Source organism: Mangrovimonas yunxiaonensis (genome assembly GCF_000733475.1).
Classification (GTDB): domain Bacteria; phylum Bacteroidota; class Bacteroidia; order Flavobacteriales; family Flavobacteriaceae; genus Mangrovimonas; species Mangrovimonas yunxiaonensis.
This window is the reverse complement of record NZ_JPFK01000007.1, coordinates 182,501-201,705: the sequence shown is the minus strand read 5'-3', so window position 1 is coordinate 201,705 and position 19,205 is coordinate 182,501. Positions and strand designations below refer to the sequence as shown.

Genomic DNA, 19,205 nt, shown 5'->3' with positions numbered 1-19,205 from the left:
TTTAACTGTTCTTCTTTACTGCTTCTATAAAAATATCGTTGGCGCTTGGTATTAGCTCTACAAAGTGAGACACTTGGCCTTTATTGGACAAATACCCTAAAAGATCGTTAGGTGTTGTACCATTAGAAAGCTTTATGTTTAGCATTAAATCGTTTTCTAAAGATTTAAAGTTTGTTGGGGTTACCTCAAATTTTTGGGCCAATTCGTTTTGTAAGGCGTCGTGGTTATGGGCGCGAATACCCACCTCGTAAGTATGGCTTCTATATTGCCGCTTTATATCGGTTAGTTTACCGTCCAGTACTTTATTCGATTTGTGGATTAACGCAATATGATCGCACAACTCTTCTACAGACTCCATGCGGTGGGTCGAAAAAATAACTGTAGCGCCTTGCGCTTTTAAGTTAAGGATTTCATCTTTTATTAAATTGGCATTTATGGGATCGAAGCCCGAAAAAGGCTCATCAAAAATGAGCAGTTTGGGGCTGTGTAATACGGTAACGATAAACTGCACTTTTTGCGCCATTCCCTTAGAAAGTTCCTGGATTTTTTTATGCCACCAATCGCCAATTTCTAAGCGGTCAAACCAATATAGCAAGCGTTCTTTTGCTTCGCTTTTGCTCAAGCCTTTTAATCTGGCCAAGTACATGGCCTGCTCGCCCACCTTCATGGACTTATACAGCCCACGTTCTTCTGGCAAATATCCAATGTCTTTTATATGATGGGGCTGTAATGCCTGCCCATCAAGCGTAACATGGCCAGTATCTGGCATGGTTATTTGATTAATAATTCTTATCAGGGTTGTTTTTCCTGCACCATTAGGTCCCAAAAGACCAAATATGCTCCCCTTAGGCACTGCAATAGAAACCTTGTTCAATGCCGTATGCTCACCAAATTTTTTAGAAACAGCATGTGCTTCTAATAAACTTCCCATATAAATACTGCTTTAAAGTAACGTGAGGTAAATATATTAAATGTTATAAAGCCTACACTAATAAAATTACAATAATTACCCCTTATAAAAACAAAACCCACCCTTAAAACATTGAGATTTTAAGGATGGGAAAAAATTGCTATGAAAAAGAAAAATTACCACTATTCTAAGAAATAGTGATAAATCAAATATAGCATATTTTTATCAATAACTGACTTAAACTGAGAATTTATGCAAAAAAAGCTACAAAAAAACCTGCTTTTAAATTAAAGCAGGTTTCTTATTAGTTTGAATTTTCTTACACCTTAAGAAAACATATCCTTTACTTTTTCGAAAAACGATTTATCGCTACTTTCTGGTTTGGGCTCGAAATGCTCATCTGCCCGCATAGCCTCGAAAAAGGCTTTTTGTTCTTTGTTAAGCGTTTTTGGAGTCCATACGTTAACATGCACCAGCAAATCGCCTTTGCCATAACCATTAATACTAGGAATGCCTTTGCCGCGTAAGCGGAGTATTTTTCCAGACTGCACGCCTGGTTCTATTTTAATACGAACCTTACCTGTAACGGTATCAATTTCTTTAGAGTTTCCTAAAACGGCATCAGGCAAACTCACGTACAAATCGTAATGTAGGTTATCGCCCTCGCGTTGTAGGGTGGCGTGTTTTTCTTCGGTAATGGCTACCAATAAATCGCCTGCCACTCCATTTCCTGGGGCTTCGTTTCCTTTGCCAGATACTTTTAGCTGCATGCCATCTACAACACCAGCAGGAATTTTAATCGATACGGTTTCTTCTTTTACAATAAGACCATGGGCATCTGCCTCATCTGGCTTTTTATCTATAATCTGACCGCTACCGCCGCATGCATTACAGGCGCTAGCTGTTTGCATACGCCCTAAAATGGTATTGGTTATTCTGGTTACCTGGCCTGTTCCGTGGCATGTAGAACATGTTTTATAGGTTGTTCCCGGGGCTTGCACCTTACGTTTAACCTTAACTTTTTTCTCTACGCCATTGGCAATTTCTTCTAGAGTTAATTTTACTCGAATACGCAGGTTACTACCTTTAACTCTGCGCTGGCCACCACCAAAACCGCCGCCAAATCCAGAAAAACCACCGCCACCAAAGGCGCCGCCAAAAATATCTCCAAACTGGCTAAAGATGTCGTCCATGTTCATGCTACCGCCACCAAAGCCTCCAGAACCATCAAACGCTTGGTGCCCAAATTGGTCGTATTTGGCTTTTTTATCTGGGTTGCTTAAAACCTCGTACGCCTCTGCTGCTTCTTTAAACTTAGCTTCGGCCTCGGCATCGCCAGGGTTTTTATCTGGGTGGTATTTTATCGCCATTTTGCGGTAGGCCTTTTTTATTTCGGCCGCCGTGGCAGATTTATCAACCCCTAATATTTCGTAATAATCTCTTTTTGCCATAATATTATTGCCCTATAACTACTTTTGGGAAACGTATAATCTTATCTCCTAATTTGTATCCTTTTTCTACAACATCAATAATCTTTCCTTTTAAATCATCGCTAGGTGCGGGAATTTGGGTAACGGCCTCGTGGTTGTCTGGGTTAAAGGCGTCTCCTTGTTGTAATGCCATAAGTTCAAGTCCTTTACCTTCTAAGGTATTTTTTAACTTGTTGCTTATAAGCTCGACCCCTTTTAAAAGGTCTTTTTCTTCGGTTTTGCTTATTTCAATATAAGCCCGGTCAAAATCATCTAAAATAGGCAACAAGGCCACCATAACATCCTGGTTTGCTGTTTTAAACAACTCGATGCGCTCCTTGGCGGTTCTTCTTTTATAGTTTTCAAACTCGGCAAAAAGGCGAAGAAACTTATCCTTCTCCTGCTGCAATTCTTCTTGTAATTTCTCTTCTGCTGTTAGCTCATTAACAGGTTGATTTTCTACAGTATTGGCTGCTTCCTGCTCTACAGCGATGTCCTCTTTTTTATCTTTTTTACTCATTGCGTATGCACAATTTTTTATCATCTTTAAATGTGGTGGCAAAAGTACTGCCATTATGTGAAAAATGTCAAAATGTCACATGTTAATTTTATCCTTTTTTTAAATATTTTTAATTTTCTATTGGCTATTTTTGTTGCTAACACTAAATCAAAAAAATATCATTTATTATGAAGAAACAAATCTTAAACTTCTTAACAATTGTAGCTATTTCTACAGCATTGGTTGGTTGTAAAAAAGCGAAAGAAGCAGAAACCAAAGCTGCCGAAGAAGTTGCTGAAACTACAGCTGTATCTGTAAAGTATAAAGTTGACCCAGGAGCCTCTACCGTTTCATGGAAAGGATTTAAGCCAACAGGCAGTCACCATGGGGTTGTTGGTGTTGAAAGTGGCGTAATAAACGTTAAAGAAGGTGTTGTTGAAAGCGGTACGTTTTTAATCGACATGAAATCTTTAGAAGTTATGGATATTCCTGCGGAAGACGAAATGAACGCAAAACTTTCTGGCCACCTAAAAAGCGCCGACTTTTTTGATGTTGAAGTATACCCTGCCGCTGCCTTTAGCGTAACTGGCTTTACAACCGAAAACGGAAAAAGCACCCTTTCTGGAAACTTAAAAATGAAAGATGCCGAAAACAACGTTACCATTCCTGTAACGGTTGTAGAAAATGGCGACACCGTAACCATTAAGAGTGAAACGTTTACAATAGACCGTTCTAAGTGGAACGTAAAATATAAGTCTAAATCGTTCTTTGAAGACTTAGGTGATAAGTTTATTAACGACGATATCGAACTTCAAGTTAATGTTGTGGCTAAAAAAGCATAACATCTAACCTAACAGTACTAAAAAGCCGCTTTTAAAAAAGCGGCTTTTTTATTCTAAAAGGGTCTTTAAAGCCAAAGGCAACGTATGGTAATGAAACGAAAAACCGCGATCTGTAATCTTACGACTACTTACACGCTGACTTTCATAAAGTAGAATATGCATCTCACCAAGAAGCGTCTTCATAAAAACTTTAGGAATGTGTGGCAACCACAAAGGTTTATGCAACTGTCTTGCTATGGCATTAACCAATTCGCTGTTGGTAACTGGGTTTGGGGCCACGCCATTGTAAACCCCTGCTAGTCTATTCTCAAAAACATATAGAAACAGGCGTGCCAAATCGGTAATATGAATCCAAGATTGCCATTGGTCTCCTGTTCCAAAGGCTGCTCCTAAACCATATTTAATAGGACTTACCATTTTTGGCAAAGCGCCGTTATCAGCATCTAAAACCAAGCCTATTCTAATTTTAGACACCGTAATGCCCAAGGTATTAAACTGCTCTGCTGCTGCTTCCCACTGGGCTGTTACCTGCCCTAAAAAAGAAGACGATACCTCTTGAAAATCCTCTTCGTAGTATTTGGTAAGGGCGTCTGGATAAACGCCTATGGCACTGGCAGTAATAAGCTGCTCGATAGCGTTCTCCTGTTGGTTCATCCCTTTATAAAGGGTTTCTAATGCTTGTACTCTGCTATTAAGTATGGCCTGTTTATGGGCGGACGTCCACCGTTTAGAAATACTGGCTCCTGCAAGGTTTATAATAGCCGTAACCCCATTAAAACACGCGAGGTCTATCTCGCCCGTTTCGGGAGCCCAATAAAAGCCTTTGTAGTTTTCGGTGTGGGTTATTTTTGCTTTGGACGTAGTGAGGTAATGCACTCCTATTTGCGCCTTATGGCATTGCGCCACAATATGCTGTCCAATTAATCCCGTTGCTCCTGTAAGTAATAGTTTTTTCATGGCTTTTATAAAGTTACAAAGCCCTTGGCATATAAAACCCCGATTTTTAATAGGTTTAACAGAATTAACGAAACTTTAAACAAGTTACAGAGCTTTGCGCTCTGCCCTAAGCATTTCGCGTTTTCCTGGTGGCCCAGGGAGTTTCTCCACAAAAAAGCCCACCTCCTGCATGGCCCGTCTAGCAGAACCTTTTGCCGAGTAAGTTACCAAAACCCCATTTGTCTTAAGGGCATTGAACATCAGTTTAAAAATAGACACTTCCCACAACTCTGGCTGTACACGAGCACCAAAGGCATCGAAATACACCAAATCGAACGTTTGGTTATATGCTATGTCTTTAAAAAAAGCTTCTACTTTGGTTAAAGTAAACCTTTCGGAAATCGCAGCACTTTTTTCCCAAGGTGTTGTATGCATGGCATTAAATGCTTCTTGTTGGCTTTGCGCCGATAATTGCTCGACATAATTAAGCTGGGAGAGTTCTTCTAAGCCCACAGGATAAGCCTCTACCCCTACATAGTTTATATTGCAGTTGGCGTTTTCGCCTTCTAAGCATGTTAAAAACGCATTTAACCCTGTACCAAACCCTATTTCTAAAATGGAAAGCGCTTGTTCTTCTTGCTGCGCCATAACATGATGAAGGCCGTGTTTTATAAAAACGTGACGTGCTTCCTGAATGGCCCCATGAACAGAGTGGTACTGCTCGTTCCATTCGTCTATATGAATGGTTTTAGACCCGTCTTTTGTGGTAATAATGCGTCGTTTCAAAACTACTTAATCAATAGTTTTTTTATTCTTGGAATAGGCCCTGTACAAGAGGTTTGGTGACATGAAATACACACGTTTATGGCAGTATTAAAACGCGCCTCAATAGGTTCTGAAGCATTGGGATCGTATATGGCTTTTTCGGCCTCGATAAAAATACGGGAAAAATGCTCGAAGGTTTCATTACGCATATTAGCCTTCGTTAACGCTGCAGAATGAATTTCCATAAAATCCATTGGAAACTCCACAGGAATATTTCCGGCAAGAATATCCTGCTTTAAAGTCTGGTTATGGGCATACATTTTGTTCATAAGCTGGGCCATCTCCGAAGGGTCGTACATATCGTAAACCACCTCGGCCTTAGCCGCCGGCACTACTGATTGTTTAGGTTGCTCTTGGCACCCAAAAAAGAAACCCATTGTTATTATGGCCAAAAAATACCTCACTACAAAAAATTATTGTTTTTCAACCAATAGTACCCCATCGGCCAAAAACGAGTAAGTACGTTTGGGTTGGGTTATCTCGGCTATTTCTGCTTCGGTCTTTCCAGCGTCTTCGGCATAGTGTTTTTGGTCTTCTACCGACATTTCATCAACAAAGGCCACACCTTCAATAATTACGTCTTTCCCCGAAATGTTTTTAGGCACAAAAAAAGCATAGTCCTTAAATTTTACCATAACCTCTTCTTCATTACCTAAATCCAGCTTCATCCAACAGCCTTTGGCTTGGCATACGCTGTTTACCTTAGCAGTCATTTTAATATTCAGGCTATCACCTACTGTTAGGTTGTGGTAGGTACGGCTTATTTTCTCAATGGCATCGGCATGGTCTGTGGTTATCGTGTCTCCAAAAGGAACATAAGTCACTTCTGGCGCAGCACTTTCGGTTTGTTCGGTTGCTGGCGATTCGTTTACAGGGTCTTTAACTGTTTCCTTGCAAGCAAAAAACAAGCCTGCAAACAATAGAACTCCTAATACGTTTTTCATAATTATCTTAAAATGTTTAGCCTCAAATATACATCTTTTTTTAAGGAAATATTAAATTTTTTATACGGCCTAAATTCAGTACTTTTGCAGCTTAAAACAAGGCAATCATGACACATATTTTAGAAGCGGATATTAGCGTTGAATTAACCAAAAATTCAAAACTTAAGGACATCGATTTTAACAACCTCCCTTTTGGCAAAGTATTCTCTGACCATATGTTGTTGTGCCAATATAAAGATGGCGCATGGAACGCTCCTAAAGTTGTTCCTTACCAACCTATAACGCTAGACCCTTCGGCTAAAATATTTCATTACGGGCAATCTATTTTTGAAGGTATGAAGGCCTACAAAGATAAAGATAGCAACGTTTTTTTGTTTCGCCCGTTAGAGAACTGGAAACGCTTTAACATCTCATCAAAACGATTGGCCATTCCAGAAATTCCTGAGGCCTATTTTATGGAAGGCTTAAAAGCCCTTTTAAAGGCTGATAAAGACTGGATTCCTACAGCTCCGGGGAGTGCCCTATACATTAGGCCATTTGTTTTTGCTTCTGGAAATGGGTTTCACGCCTCGCCATCTGACGAGTATCTTTTTATAATTGCCACAGCCCCTTCTGGCGCCTACTTTTCGGGGAAAGTAACCGTAGCCATTGAAGAGAAGTATTCCAGATCGGCTAATGGCGGAGTAGGATACGCAAAGGCTGGCGGCAACTATGCCGGGCAATTTTACCCCACCCAATTGGCCATTGAAAAAGGCTACAATCAAGTTGTTTGGACAGACGACACTTCGCACGAGTATATTGAAGAAGCTGGTGCAATGAACATTTTTGTAAGAATAAACGATACGCTTATAACCGCCCCTACAAGCGATAGGATTTTAGATGGAATTACCCGAAAAAGCCTTATTGAAATTGCAAAAGCGGAAGGCATCGAGGTTGATGTTAGAAAACTTAAAGTTAGCGAACTTGTTGAAGCTGCAAAAAACGGCAGCTTAAAGGAAATGTTCGGCTCGGGTACAGCAGCCGTTATCTCGCCCATTTCGGGATTTGGATACCAAGGCACCGATTACGAGCTTCCAGAACTTGAAACGAGTTATGCCAAAATATTAAAAACCCGCATTACCGACATACAGTACAACCGTACCGAAGATCCTTTTGGGTGGCGTGTTAAAATACAATAACATTCTAAGCTAGGTCTGTGTGCTTAAAGCATAAGACACCAAAAAAGGAACCTAATGGTTCCTTTTTTTTATGGTTTTAATATGGCTGCAATGTCTGGCTTTACATAGTTTGGCCCCTTAAGTACTTTACCATCTTCGCGGTAAATAGGTGCGCCGTCCTCTCCTAGCTTGCTCATGTTACTGCGTTGTATTTCATTAAAAACCGCTTCTATTTTATGTTGAAGTCCGTGTTCTATAATCGTTCCACATAAAATATATAACATATCGCCTAAGGCGTCGGCCACCTCAACCAAATCGTTGTTGTTAGCAGCCTCGAGGTATTCTTCATTTTCCTCACGCATAAGTTTGTAGCGCAACATGTTTTTTTCGATTCCTAAATCTGCTTTTGGAGTTTCGCGATGTCCTATTTTAAATGCTGTATGGAAAGCTTTAACCGCTTCTATTTTATCTTTCATGGAATTTTATAATTTAAGTTGCGTTAAAAATTAGGGGAATTTAAACACATACGCTTAAAATACAGCTTAATTTTTCTTGTTTTTTTAGTTTAACACGCTTTGCTAATGTTTATTTAAAGCGATTAATTATTTTTGCATAAAAATTAGCAAGCATGTTTACAACGGGGCAATTGGTTTTTGGGGTTTTATTTGCAATAGTGTTTGCTATTGTAATTCTTTACGCTTACCGAAAAGACCTTAATTTACATAAACGATACTACAAAGGAACCATTTGGGTGCTTATTGCCTTTATTGCCTTTATCGCTTTTATTGCGGCTATAAAGTTTTTATTTGTATAAGCTCGTAAAAGGTGACACCACGAACTGTATTAAGCCATTTCTTTATACAAAAAACCTATAAAAAAAGCAGCGATTGTACTTAATCGCTGCTTTTTTTATTGCTTTAAATTAACTAGACTTAATTTACCGCTGGTAAAAAATTGTAGTTCTTACTGTAATTCAACATTTGCTGCGGGAACCCTTCTGGTTGGGTTACCTTAACGGCTGTAATTTCTCCTGCATCGTTGGTTTCTGCAACCAATACCGGATTTACAAAACCACTATAAGGTGCCGATTTAAATTGCTTGTTACGCTCTAACACCTCAGCATGTATGTCTTGGTCTACTTTTACACCGTAGCCCTCTACTAAAGCCTGTACAGCATCAAAATCACCTTCAGATTTTATACGTTGGGTTTCGCGCAATAGCTGGCCAAACAAATCATGTAACTTGTCGTAGTCGTTAATATTGAAATAGGTTTTACCGTCTTTGTTTATTTTTTCAATAACGTTATCGGCTTGGCCTTTTTCATAAACCCAAGCGCTTACCCATTGTCTGTTACGCATATGGGCTTCCTCTACATCATCACCTAAGTTTAAACGGATTAACTGTGTCATTAGCCCATTTCTTATGTAACCATCGTAAGCTGCTTTCCCCATAGATTTCCAATCATCTACCAAGCCTAGCTCTTGTAGTTTAGGGTTGTACAAAAAGTAAAGGCCTACTAAATCGGCGCGGCCTTCTTCTAAAGTCGACGCATAATTTTTCAACGTCTCTTTGGTTTCTCCTACACCAGGGTTTAACTGTCCAGAGGCATGCCCTATAACTTCGTGTAAGGCTGTGTGTAATTTATCTGCCAATTGGCCATATTCCTCTTCTAAAGCAACTTCTTCCTCGTCATGAGCAAACTCTTTTAAGCGCCCTGTGCTACCCGCATTATTATAAGCGTTTATAATGTTTCCTAAAGATACCGATTTGCTTCCTACAGCAGCGCGAATCCAGTTGGCATTTGGCAAGTTAACACCAATAGGCGTGCTTGGCGATGCGTCGCCAGCTTCACCAGCCACATTAACCACTTTATAAGTTACGCCTACTACATTTTCCTTTTTATGGGCATCCATTAATGGCGAATGGTCCTCAAACCACTGGGCGTTTTCCGACAGCACAGCCATTTTTTGAGACATGTCAAAATCTTTAATTTGAACAATCGTCTCGTAAGATCCTCTATATCCTAGGGGATCGTTATAAACTTCAATAAAACTGTTAATGTAGTCTATATTGCCTTCGGTGGCGGCGGTCCATGCTACGTTATAATCGTCCCAAGTTTGTAGGTCTCCAGTCTTATAGTATTCTATTAAAAGTCCTAAAGCATCGCCTTGTGCTTGGTTTTCTGCAACGCCTTTGGCAAGCTCCAACCATTTTACAATCTCATCTATGGCAGCACCATAAAGGCCACCAGATTTATATACGCGTTCTTTTAGTTCGCCATCAACCTTAACCAATTGAGAGTTTAACCCAAAAGACAATGGTTTTTCTGGATTTGGCGAGGTTTTTTTTGCGTAGAAGCTTTCCACATCGGCATTCGTAACATTTGGTCCATAAAAATTAACGGCTGATTGCGCAACGTTATCAACATCTTTTGCTTGATTAACTTTTTTACGATCGGCTTCGTTAAAAATAACATCAAAAGCATCACCCTCTAACGATGTGTTAGTGGCTGCCAAAAGCTCTTTTAAATATTCTGGGGTAAATTCTGGTTTTATCTTATCGTTTGAATAATGGTGGTGAATCCCGTTTGAAAACCACACGCGCTTTAAGTATTCCTCGAAAGCCTTCCAGTTGTCTGAAGCTTTATCGCCCGAAAAGTTGGTATAAACCTGCTCTAAAGCCGTTCTTATGGTTAGGTTGTGTCGGTAATTCTGATCCCAAATAATGTCTCGTCCAGACAATCCTGCTTGGGTTAGGTAGTATACCAGTTTTTGCTCCTTTAGTGTTAGGTTGTCCCATCCTGGAATTTGATAACGCAGCACCTTAATATCGGCAAACTGCTCTACGTTATGGTTAAACGCTACGGGTTCTTCTACTTTAGTCGTTTCTTCTTGGGGTTGGGCTGCCTCTTCTTTACAGGAGAAGAACAAAACCGCCAACAAGACCATACTTAAAATGGCTTTAAATTTCATTAGGTTTTAGTTTAATAATTATTTCAACAAATTTAAACAATATTATAACATGCTAAAATTGATTATCTTTGAATCACAACAAACCAACACCATGAAATTTTTTAAATACCTATTGTTCATTTTTTTAATAGCAACCATAGGGCTTGCCATTTATATTGCTGTGCAGCCCAATGCTTTTGAGGTAAAACGAAGCAGAACCATAAACGCCCCTGCCAAGGTTATCTTCAATCAGGTTATCGATTTTAAAAATTGGGAGGCCTGGTCTGCATGGCTGGAAAAAAATCCGGACACCAAATTAATGTACCCTGAAAAAACGCAAGGTGTTGATGGAGCCTATGCTTGGGAGGATCAAGATGGTAAAGGGCGAATGAAAACCACTGCAGCTACAGAATTTTCTCAAATAGAACAAGAGCTACAATTTGGCGATTACACCCCTTCTAAGGTTACCTGGACATTTAAACCTACCCCAAACGGAGCAACCAATGTTACCTGGACCATGAATAGCGAAAGTGTTCCCTTTTTGTTTAAAGGCTTTGCTGTATTTATGGGCGGGTTTGACACGATGATTGGCCCTGATTTTGAAAGAGGCTTGGAGAAATTAGACAGTGTTGCTACGGCTAAAATTAAAGCTTATAACATTACAATAGACGGCCTTACCCAACACGGTGGCGGATATTATATTTACCAAACAACCGCATGCCGCTTTGAAGATATTTCGGTAAAGGTTCCAGAGTTAATGTCTAATGTTGGTGCTTATGCCAAAGAAAACAATATTGCTATGGCTAGCGCCCCTTTTACCTTATACCACCGTTGGGATGAAGAGCAAGGCACGACCATGCTTTCCTGCGGCATCCCAACCACCGAAAAAATTATTATTACCGAAGGAGATATTTTAACGGGACAACTCCCTCCTTTTAAAGCCGTTAAAACAACGCTTACCGGAGATTACAAAAACCTAACCGAAACTTGGGAAAAAACTATGGCGTACATAAAGCAATACCAACTTGAAATTGACCAAGAAGGCCCCATGCTTGAATACTACATTACCGACCCTGGACAAGAACCAAACCCAGCCTTATGGGTTACCGAAACGTTTATCGCAATTAAAGAATAAATGAAGAATATTGTTTTGGTTTTTATTGGTGGTGGTGTAGGCAGTATATTAAGGTACCTTTTAGCCAAGTTCTTAAATACCCCAGAAGGCAATGGCTTTCCTTATGGCACTTTTATTGCCAACACCCTAGGCTGTTTGTTAATAGGAATTATTTTAGGCACTATAGCAAAAAGCAATACGCTTAACACAAACCACAGCATGCTATTGGCTACAGGTTTTTGTGGTGGCTTTACCACCTTTTCTACCTTTGCCCATGAGAACATAATGTTTTTAAAATCTGGAAACTTTACCCATTTTGCACTGTATACCATAACCAGTTTTGCACTTGGGTTTTTGGCTGTTTTTGCCGGCCTGTTTTTAATAAAATAACTGCTTTTTATAAGCCATCACCCCTGCTTTCACCTCGGTCGAAACATAATTTGCACGAGGCACTATGGGACACGAATAGGCTTCGTTATAAGCACACAATGGGTTGTAGGCCTTATTAAAATCGACTGTGATAACATCGTTTTCTGGAATTCGCAAATCAAGATAACGCCCACCGCCGTAAGTCGTTTCGCCATTGGTATCATCTAAAAAAGGTAAGAACAAATAGTCTTCATAACCAGGTTTTGCCATCATTTCCTTTCCTTGGTACACGTTTAGCTTATAAATTTCGCCATGCAACTTAAACTCTATAGTACCATACACCCGCTCTTCGCTTAAACGTTCGGTTGTGGTTTTCATTTTAAACCAAGGCGTATCTGGCGTTCGGGTTAAACGAGCCTGTACCACATAAGCCGAATCCATCTTAAAGAATGCCAAGCCTTTAAAATTCTTCCTGTCTTTATCGGTTAAAGGTGATTTACTCGCGTCTTTAAAATTCGCGTTTTGTTCGCGTTGCCAAGCGGTATCGCCTAAAACGGGTTGCTTACCTTGGTTGCAGGAAACTAACAGTACTACTAAAAATAAGGCAAGGATATGTTTCATTATCTCGTGTTTTCAGCAAAGATATAACAAACTGTACAACCTTATTTAAACAAAGCTCACTTCCTTTGTATAAGTTCATAAAAAATAAAAACAACCTCTTAATCGCATAAGTAAATCACTAAAAATAGGTTAATTATAGAGCGCCCCACTCAATTAAAAACTATATTTGTAGCGTGAAAAAACGCCTAACATACGTAACCAGTGTTTTGCTCCTACTTATTTATAGCATAAGTCTAGGCGTGGGTATTGGCGAGGTATTTTTCAATACAGAAGCTTCTAGCCCTCTGGCAGAAAACGAGCACCAGTACGGTAGCAATACTACAAACACACAATTACATACCGTGCCATACGAGAGTGTCTTTTTTTCTGAAGACAATCTTCCTTCACCCTTCAATCTAGAAGACACGCCATTCCTTGCAGCAACGCAGTTAAGGCAAAAAGAGCACCTATTAAATGCAGCGTATAAACAATACGCTCAAAGCAATATAAACACCCTAATATCGCATAGAAAGAACGATATTATTTTTCCTTTTCATTATTTCTGGTAAAACCTAAAGGCACATCCTTAATTGGCCCTATACCCATACGGCCCTTTACCACACATCCCCTTTATAGGGAATACTTTTTCACATAAAAAAAACCATTAATCATGGATTTAGGAATCACAATTATAGAAGTGGTGCTTATAGCTATATGCATCATACCCTTTATACTTATGGGCCTTAGTAAGGCAAAAAATAAAAAACAACAATTGCAGTTATTAACAAAATTAGCGCAAAAGGAACAATGCAAAATGGACACCTATGAGGTTTTTGCAAACATTTCTATAGGGTTAGACACCAGCAAAAAGCGATTGCTTTTTGTTAGGCAGGATAACGATACCATTACTCAAGAAAGTATAGACCTGTTGCACATAAAAAACTGCAACTTAATTAAAGCAAGCAATAACAATAATGCACCAAAAGACATCAGTAAATTAGAGTTGGCGCTTGCACCTACCTCAAACAACAAGGCAGAAACCAGATTACTGTTTTTTGACATTGCTACTGAAATGCCCCTGAGTGGACAACTTCAGCTGGCAGAAAAATGGAATGCCATTATAAACAAACAATAAAGAATCAGCCTCCTGCGACAAGCTGCAGGAGGTTGTTACAAACCCTTGAAAGAAACTAACAAACACCCTTGTGGCAATTGCTTTCAGTTCCTTAATTTTATGCCTTGCATTCAATGTCGTAACGCAACAAAGCGTTTTTGATTATTAATATTACAAATACACAAAAACCAAATCTTAGCAAGGTTTAAATGGTAAATTTTGTCCAAAGAGGTAAAACCTATAAAAAAAATAACTACCTTAGCTACAGCAAACTATATCATTTCATGACACGCACAGTCTCTACATACAAACAAACTACCAAAATTCTTTATGAACGCGTTGGGCAAACCATGTAATGTAGCGATGTAACCATAACACAAAACAATTGCAAAAAGTCCAACGTCTTCGTTGGACTTTTTACATTTATATACCTATTAAACCTAATGAAACACATATTCAACAATTACATTAACGCTTTTAAAGGACTTTCAACAGAGGTCTGGTGGTTGGCGCTAATAACGCTTATTAACAGAGCAGGTACTATGGTTATTCCATTTTTATCACTCTACCTAACTACCGACCTCCAGTTTAGTATAAGCCAGGTTGGGTGGATTATGTCTGCCTTTGGCATAGGCTCGGTTGTCGGCTCTTGGTTGGGTGGTAAACTATGCGACGCTATGGGGTACTACAAGGTTATGGTGTTTAGTTTGTTTGCAACCGGGTTAGCTTTTATTGGACTACAACATCTTAAAACCTTTAATAGCATTTGCCTGGGCATTTTTGCTACCATTGCCATTGCAGATACGTTTAGGCCCGCAGCCTTTGTGGCCATGAGCGCCTATAGCAAACCCGAAAACAAAACACGCTCGGTAACACTCATTCGTTTGGCCATAAACCTAGGCTTCTCTGCGGGGCCAGCCGTTGGCGGTCTTATTATTGCCAATATGGGCTACAATGGGCTGTTTTGGGTAGATGGCATAACCTGCATATTGGCTGCCCTACTGTTAACCAAGGTTCTTAACCCCAAAAAAGCAAAAGTGTTAGATCAATATAAAAACAACAGTCCAAAGTCTGCTTATAGCGATGCACCCTATCTTATTTTTATTTTGGCCATGGTGCTCTTCGGAATTGTATTCTTACAATACTTTTCTACAATGCCCCTATATTATAAAGGTGAGCACGGTTTAAATGAATTTGATATCGGCCTGTTATTAGGTTTTAACGGTTTTGTTATTTTTTTACTGGAAATGCCTTTAATAAAATGGCTAGAAGGTCATAACTATTCAAAAATAGCATTAATGACTGTTGGAGGCATACTATTAGGCGCTAGCTTTTTAATACTAAACCTTGTTTCGTGGTCGGGCGTCTTGGTTATTGGCATGCTACTAATGACCCTTGGAGAAATGGTGATGTTTCCTTTTTCCAATGCGTTTGCCTTAGACCGGTCGCAAAGAGGCAATCAAGGTGAATATATGGCGCTATACAGCATTGCGTTTTCCATATCGCATATTTTTGGACATAATGCCGGCATGCAAATGACCGATAGTATTGGCTTTAACAACACTTGGCTAATAATGACACTACTAACCGTACTGTGTTTGGTACTTTTACTCTGGCTAAAACAAGCGTTAAAGCCAAAAACAAACCTACAAGCACAAAAAAAACCAGTAATAAAATAAGTAATTTCAGCGCAGGCCTATTAGTATGGTCTGCGCTTTATAAAGCATAAACGCAACCTTACAAAGTTTCTAATGGTTTATTGAAATAACAGCCCCATCACGCACCACCTCGTTAAGTACGATTTGTGTTTTGGTTTCACCGTAAATAATTAATTGATCTATAAACTTTTCAAGATGTTTTTGGTTTTTTAAAATAACAACCATTACAATGTTTTCATTACCCGTAATTCGATAACAATTTAAAACTTCATCAAAAGTTTTTACCTTCTCTAAAAATGGTTTCAACTTTCCCATAAAGGCCCGTATGGTTATAATGGCCTTAAGCTGATAACCTGCCTCGAAATAAGAAACAGCAGTTCTGTACCCTTCTATAAGCCCAGCATCCTCCATTTTCTTAATGCGTTCTGAAACGGCAGGTGAACTAACCCCTACTTTTCTACCTATCTCGGTATTGGTCTGTCTAGCATTTTGCTGCAAACATGTTAAAATTTTCCAATTAAGCTGATCAATATCCATTACTAAAGAAATTGAATAAAATTATTTAATTCTTAAATCAAATATACCAATTAACTTTAATACTTAAAGAAGAATATCCCTTTTTGTCTTTAAATTTGATAAAATTGCAATAAGAATGGTCCCTCATATTCCATCTCATTTATCAGATTTGCCCATTTACAAAAAGGCAGTCGAAATTATTGTTTTGTCTAGAAGCATTAGTACTTACATCAATCAAGACTTATGTTATCTAAGCAATGATGGTATTGAAGATTCCAACATCTATTTCTCTGGTGATATTGTTCAGCAATCTACTTCTATTGCGCCAGAAATAATCAAAGCAGAACAAGAGCGTTTTTCTGAAAAGAAACACAAACACATTGCTTCGGTTAGGGCATTAACCAACAGATTATACCAAAACTGCAAGCGCTTGGAGAACTGTAACAGCAACGGAAAAGATTTTATTCCTTTACTTCGTCGCGAGTTAAGAACCTTTAAAAAGCTACAACGCAGCTGGTTATTAACACTTTAACTCCCTTTTAAAAAGACAACAATAAGATAGAAAACAAAAAAAGAGTCATTATTACACGCTCCTTTTGTTACTAACAGCTAATCACATAGAATAGCTAGCCCATATATATTTTATCCTATTAAACCCAAACAAGCTTAAGCTTTTTAACGCATGTTTACTCCCATGCCTACCCCCATCAAAAAGCCTTATTATTTTTATGTTTAGTGCAAAAAAAAATCCTGGTTCATATTTATGAACCAGGATTCTAAAAAAGGCGGCGACCTACTCTCCCACGAGTGCAGTACCATCGGCGCAAACGGGCTTAACTTCTCTGTTCGGAAAGGTAAGAGGTGAGCCCCGTCGCTATAACCACCTTAAGTTTTAAGTTGGCAGTCCCAACAACCAGTTTCCAGTAGTATTTACTGTTAACTGTGCCTGTTTACTGTCAACTGCAGCTCTGCTGCAAATATCTTAACATACTGGAAAAGTTTACATGAAGTGTTTGTACTTATAAAAAGAACAGGCGTACAATAAGCCTACGGGCAATTAGTACTACTCGGCTATGACATTACTGCCTTTACACCTGTAGCCTATCAACGTGGTCATCTCCCACGACCCTTTAAAGAAATCTCATCTTGTGGTGGGTTTCGCGCTTATATGCTTTCAGCGCTTATCCCTTCCGAACGTAGCTACCCTGCCATGCCGCTGGCGCGACAACAGGTACACTAGAGGTTCGTCCAACTCGGTCCTCTCGTACTAGAGTCAGATCCACTCAAATTTCTAACGCCCACAGTAGATAGAGACCGAACTGTCTCACGACGTTCTGAACCCAGCTCGCGTGCCACTTTAATGGGCGAACAGCCCAACCCTTGGGACCTTCTCCAGCCCCAGGATGTGACGAGCCGACATCGAGGTGCCAAACCCCCCCGTCGATGTGAGCTCTTGGGGGAGATCAGCCTGTTATCCCCGGAGTACCTTTTATCCTTTGAGCGATGGCCCTTCCATGCGGAACCACCGGATCACTATGCTCTACTTTCGTACCTGATCGACCTGTATGTCTCTCAGTCAAGCTCCCTTATGCCATTGCACTCTACGCACGGTTACCAAGCGTGCTGAGGGAACCTTTAGAAGCCTCCGTTACTCTTTTGGAGGCGACCACCCCAGTCAAACTACCCACCAAGCACTGTCCCCTCGGCGAGGGTTAGACTCCAGACAAGCAAAGGGTGGTATTTCAACAACGACTCCACAACACCTGGCGATGCTGCTTCAAAGTCTCCCACCTATCCTACACATTACTTGTCCGAAGCCAATACTAAGCTATAGTAAAGGTTCACGGGGTCTTTTCGTCCCACTGCGGGTAATCGGCATCTTCACCGATACTACAATTTCACCGAGCTCATGGCTGAGACAGTGTCCAGATCGTTGCACCATTCGTGCAGGTCGGAACTTACCCGACAAGGAATTTCGCTACCTTAGGACCGTTATAGTTACGGCCGCCGTTTACCGGGGCTTCATTTCATTGCTTCGCTAAAAGCTAACAACTCCACTTAACCTTCCGGCACCGGGCAGGTGTCAGGCCATATACGTCATCTTTCGATTTAGCATAGCCCTGTGTTTTTGATAAACAGTCGCCTGGACCTTTTCACTGCGGCCCCGCCGGAGCGGGGCGACCTTTCTCCCGAAGTTACAGGTCTATTTTGCCTAGTTCCTTAGCCATGAATCTCTCGAGCTCCTTAGAATTCTCATCCCAACTACCTGTGTCGGTTTACGGTACGGGCCGCCTCACTCGCTTTTCTTGGAAGTCGCTTCTCTGGATTATCACCGCGGCCGAAGCCTTAGTGTACTATCGCCGTGTTACCACTGGCTTCAACGTGCTATTCCGTCAGCACGCACCAAATATACGCCTCCGTCACTTTTAGCGTGGGCGGGTACGGGAATATTAACCCGTTGTCCATCGACTACCCCCTTCGGGTTCGCCTTAGGTCCCGACTAACCCCCGGCTGATTAGCATAGCCGGGGAAACCTTAGTCTTTCGGAGTGCGGGTTTCTCGCCCGCATTATCGTTACTTATGCCTACATTTTCTTTTGTAGCTCCTCCAGCACAGCTCGCGCTGCACCTTCAAAGGCACTACAATGCTCCCCTACCCATCCTAACGGATGCCATAGCTTCGGTAGTATGCTTATGCCCGATTATTATCCATGCCGAACCGCTCGACTAGTGAGCTGTTACGCACTCTTTAAATGAATGGCTGCTTCCAAGCCAACATCCTAGCTGTCAAAGCAGTTCAACCTCGTTTATTCAACTTAGCATACATTTGGGGACCTTAGCTGATGGTCTGGGTTCTTTCCCTCTCGGACATGGACCTTAGCACCCATGCCCTCACTGCACTGCAACATTTTATAGCATTCGGAGTTTGTCAGGGATTGGTAGGCGGTGAAGCCCCCGCACCCAATCAGTAGCTCTACCTCTATAAAACTAACAGTACGCTGCACCTAAATGCATTTCGGGGAGTACGAGCTATTTCCGAGTTTGATTGGCCTTTCACCCCTACCCACAGGTCATCCGAAGACTTTTCAACGTCAACCGGTTCGGGCCTCCACTGTGTGTTACCACAGCTTCACCCTGCCCATGGGTAGATCACACGGTTTCGCGTCTACCGCCACTGACTATGCGCCCTATTCAGACTCGCTTTCGCTACGGATCCGCACCTGAAGTGCTTAACCTGGCCAGAAACGGTAACTCGTAGGCTCATTATGCAAAAGGCACGCCGTCACCCCAATGGGGCTCCG

The 19,205-nt window shown here is 40.6% G+C and carries 20 protein-coding genes and 2 rRNA genes (1 of these 22 cut by a window edge); 9 read left to right on the top strand and 13 right to left on the bottom strand.

The features are described 5' to 3' along the window. Position 1: 1 nt before the first annotated feature. The 3 genes from IA57_RS08315 to IA57_RS08305 all read right to left on the bottom strand — a co-directional run bounded on the left by IA57_RS08315 (position 2) and on the right by IA57_RS08305 (position 2,899). On the bottom strand, positions 2–931 hold the full coding sequence (locus tag IA57_RS08315; protein ID WP_036121934.1) for an ABC transporter ATP-binding protein: 930 nt from the start codon (positions 929–931) through the stop codon (positions 2–4). Between the two features lie 305 nt (positions 932–1,236). Continuing rightward, a complete protein-coding gene (gene dnaJ, locus IA57_RS08310; RefSeq protein ID WP_036121932.1) occupies positions 1,237–2,361 on the bottom strand; it encodes a molecular chaperone DnaJ in 1,125 nt (374 codons plus the stop codon). Positions 2,362–2,365: 4 nt separating this feature from the next. Beyond that, positions 2,366–2,899 carry a nucleotide exchange factor GrpE gene (locus tag IA57_RS08305; RefSeq protein ID WP_036123218.1) on the bottom strand — a complete coding sequence of 178 codons (534 nt, stop codon included), beginning with the start codon at positions 2,897–2,899 and terminating at the stop codon, positions 2,366–2,368. A 167-nt stretch (positions 2,900–3,066) separates the two neighbouring features. Between IA57_RS08305 and IA57_RS08300 the strand changes: the two genes are divergently transcribed. Beyond that, on the top strand, positions 3,067–3,720 hold the full coding sequence (locus IA57_RS08300) for a YceI family protein (RefSeq protein WP_036121929.1): 654 nt from the start codon (positions 3,067–3,069) through the stop codon (positions 3,718–3,720). Positions 3,721–3,768: 48 nt separating this feature from the next. Here IA57_RS08300 and IA57_RS08295 read toward each other — a convergent pair whose 3' ends face one another. The 4 genes from IA57_RS08295 to IA57_RS08280 all read right to left on the bottom strand — a co-directional run bounded on the left by IA57_RS08295 (position 3,769) and on the right by IA57_RS08280 (position 6,425). Beyond that, positions 3,769–4,677: a TIGR01777 family oxidoreductase gene (locus IA57_RS08295; RefSeq protein ID WP_036121927.1), complete on the bottom strand. Its 909-nt coding sequence runs from the start codon at positions 4,675–4,677 to the stop codon at positions 3,769–3,771. A gap of 84 nt (positions 4,678–4,761) precedes the next feature. Next, positions 4,762–5,442 carry a tRNA (5-methylaminomethyl-2-thiouridine)(34)-methyltransferase MnmD gene (gene mnmD / locus IA57_RS08290; RefSeq protein ID WP_036121924.1) on the bottom strand — a complete coding sequence of 227 codons (681 nt, stop codon included), beginning with the start codon at positions 5,440–5,442 and terminating at the stop codon, positions 4,762–4,764. A 2-nt stretch (positions 5,443–5,444) separates the two neighbouring features. Then, positions 5,445–5,858, bottom strand: coding sequence for a hypothetical protein (locus IA57_RS08285; RefSeq protein WP_084176741.1), 414 nt, complete (start codon positions 5,856–5,858; stop codon positions 5,445–5,447). A 36-nt stretch (positions 5,859–5,894) separates the two neighbouring features. Beyond that, complete coding sequence (locus IA57_RS08280; protein ID WP_036121918.1) at positions 5,895–6,425, bottom strand: DUF4920 domain-containing protein; 531 nt, start codon at positions 6,423–6,425, stop codon at positions 5,895–5,897. Positions 6,426–6,532: 107 nt separating this feature from the next. Here IA57_RS08280 and IA57_RS08275 point away from each other — a divergent pair, with 107 nt between their 5' ends. Beyond that, on the top strand, positions 6,533–7,603 hold the full coding sequence (locus tag IA57_RS08275; protein ID WP_036121915.1) for a branched-chain amino acid aminotransferase: 1,071 nt from the start codon (positions 6,533–6,535) through the stop codon (positions 7,601–7,603). Positions 7,604–7,671: 68 nt separating this feature from the next. Here the strand turns inward: IA57_RS08275 and IA57_RS08270 are convergent, their stop codons facing one another. After that, the gene (locus IA57_RS08270) at positions 7,672–8,058 is read right to left on the bottom strand and encodes a pyrophosphohydrolase domain-containing protein (protein WP_036121913.1); all 387 of its coding nucleotides are present in this window, start codon (positions 8,056–8,058) and stop codon (positions 7,672–7,674) included. A gap of 152 nt (positions 8,059–8,210) precedes the next feature. Between IA57_RS08270 and IA57_RS08265 the strand changes: the two genes are divergently transcribed. Further along, entirely contained in the window at positions 8,211–8,396 is a 186-nt protein-coding gene (locus tag IA57_RS08265) for a hypothetical protein (RefSeq protein ID WP_036121910.1), read from the top strand. A 118-nt stretch (positions 8,397–8,514) separates the two neighbouring features. On the opposite strand, the gene IA57_RS08260 is transcribed toward IA57_RS08265, so the two are convergent. Beyond that, positions 8,515–10,554: a dipeptidyl-peptidase 3 family protein gene (locus IA57_RS08260; RefSeq protein WP_036121906.1), complete on the bottom strand. Its 2,040-nt coding sequence runs from the start codon at positions 10,552–10,554 to the stop codon at positions 8,515–8,517. A gap of 91 nt (positions 10,555–10,645) precedes the next feature. Here IA57_RS08260 and IA57_RS08255 point away from each other — a divergent pair, with 91 nt between their 5' ends. Beyond that, positions 10,646–11,668 (top strand): SRPBCC family protein, encoded by a 1,023-nt coding sequence (locus IA57_RS08255; RefSeq protein ID WP_036123215.1) that lies wholly within the window; start codon positions 10,646–10,648, stop codon positions 11,666–11,668. Further along, positions 11,669–12,037, top strand: a complete 369-nt coding sequence (gene crcB / locus IA57_RS08250; protein WP_036121903.1) for a fluoride efflux transporter CrcB — start codon at positions 11,669–11,671, stop codon at positions 12,035–12,037. It begins immediately after the preceding gene. On the opposite strand, the gene IA57_RS08245 is transcribed toward crcB, so the two are convergent. Further along, positions 12,026–12,637 carry a DUF1684 domain-containing protein gene (locus IA57_RS08245; RefSeq protein ID WP_036121901.1) on the bottom strand — a complete coding sequence of 204 codons (612 nt, stop codon included), beginning with the start codon at positions 12,635–12,637 and terminating at the stop codon, positions 12,026–12,028. The two genes, crcB and IA57_RS08245, sit on opposite strands and share 12 nt — an antisense overlap. 173 nt (positions 12,638–12,810) lie before the next feature. On the opposite strand from IA57_RS08245, the gene IA57_RS08240 reads away from it, so the two are divergent. The 3 genes from IA57_RS08240 to IA57_RS08230 all read left to right on the top strand — a co-directional run bounded on the left by IA57_RS08240 (position 12,811) and on the right by IA57_RS08230 (position 15,409). After that, on the top strand, positions 12,811–13,185 hold the full coding sequence (locus tag IA57_RS08240) for a hypothetical protein (RefSeq protein ID WP_036121898.1): 375 nt from the start codon (positions 12,811–12,813) through the stop codon (positions 13,183–13,185). A 101-nt stretch (positions 13,186–13,286) separates the two neighbouring features. Beyond that, positions 13,287–13,751: a hypothetical protein gene (locus IA57_RS08235; protein WP_036121896.1), complete on the top strand. Its 465-nt coding sequence runs from the start codon at positions 13,287–13,289 to the stop codon at positions 13,749–13,751. 422 nt (positions 13,752–14,173) lie between these two features. Continuing rightward, a complete protein-coding gene (locus tag IA57_RS08230) occupies positions 14,174–15,409 on the top strand; it encodes an MFS transporter (protein ID WP_036121891.1) in 1,236 nt (411 codons plus the stop codon). Positions 15,410–15,478: 69 nt separating this feature from the next. Here the strand turns inward: IA57_RS08230 and IA57_RS08225 are convergent, their stop codons facing one another. Beyond that, positions 15,479–15,925: an Lrp/AsnC family transcriptional regulator gene (locus tag IA57_RS08225; protein WP_036121888.1), complete on the bottom strand. Its 447-nt coding sequence runs from the start codon at positions 15,923–15,925 to the stop codon at positions 15,479–15,481. 115 nt (positions 15,926–16,040) lie between these two features. Here IA57_RS08225 and IA57_RS08220 point away from each other — a divergent pair, with 115 nt between their 5' ends. Then, positions 16,041–16,436, top strand: coding sequence for a hypothetical protein (locus IA57_RS08220; protein WP_036121885.1), 396 nt, complete (start codon positions 16,041–16,043; stop codon positions 16,434–16,436). Between the two features lie 248 nt (positions 16,437–16,684). Here the strand turns inward: IA57_RS08220 and rrf are convergent. Both rrf and IA57_RS08210 read right to left on the bottom strand, forming a co-directional pair. Next, positions 16,685–16,792, bottom strand: a 5S ribosomal RNA gene (rrf, locus tag IA57_RS08215). Positions 16,793–16,941: 149 nt separating this feature from the next. Beyond that, positions 16,942–19,205, bottom strand: a 23S ribosomal RNA gene (locus tag IA57_RS08210); it runs 557 nt beyond the window's last position.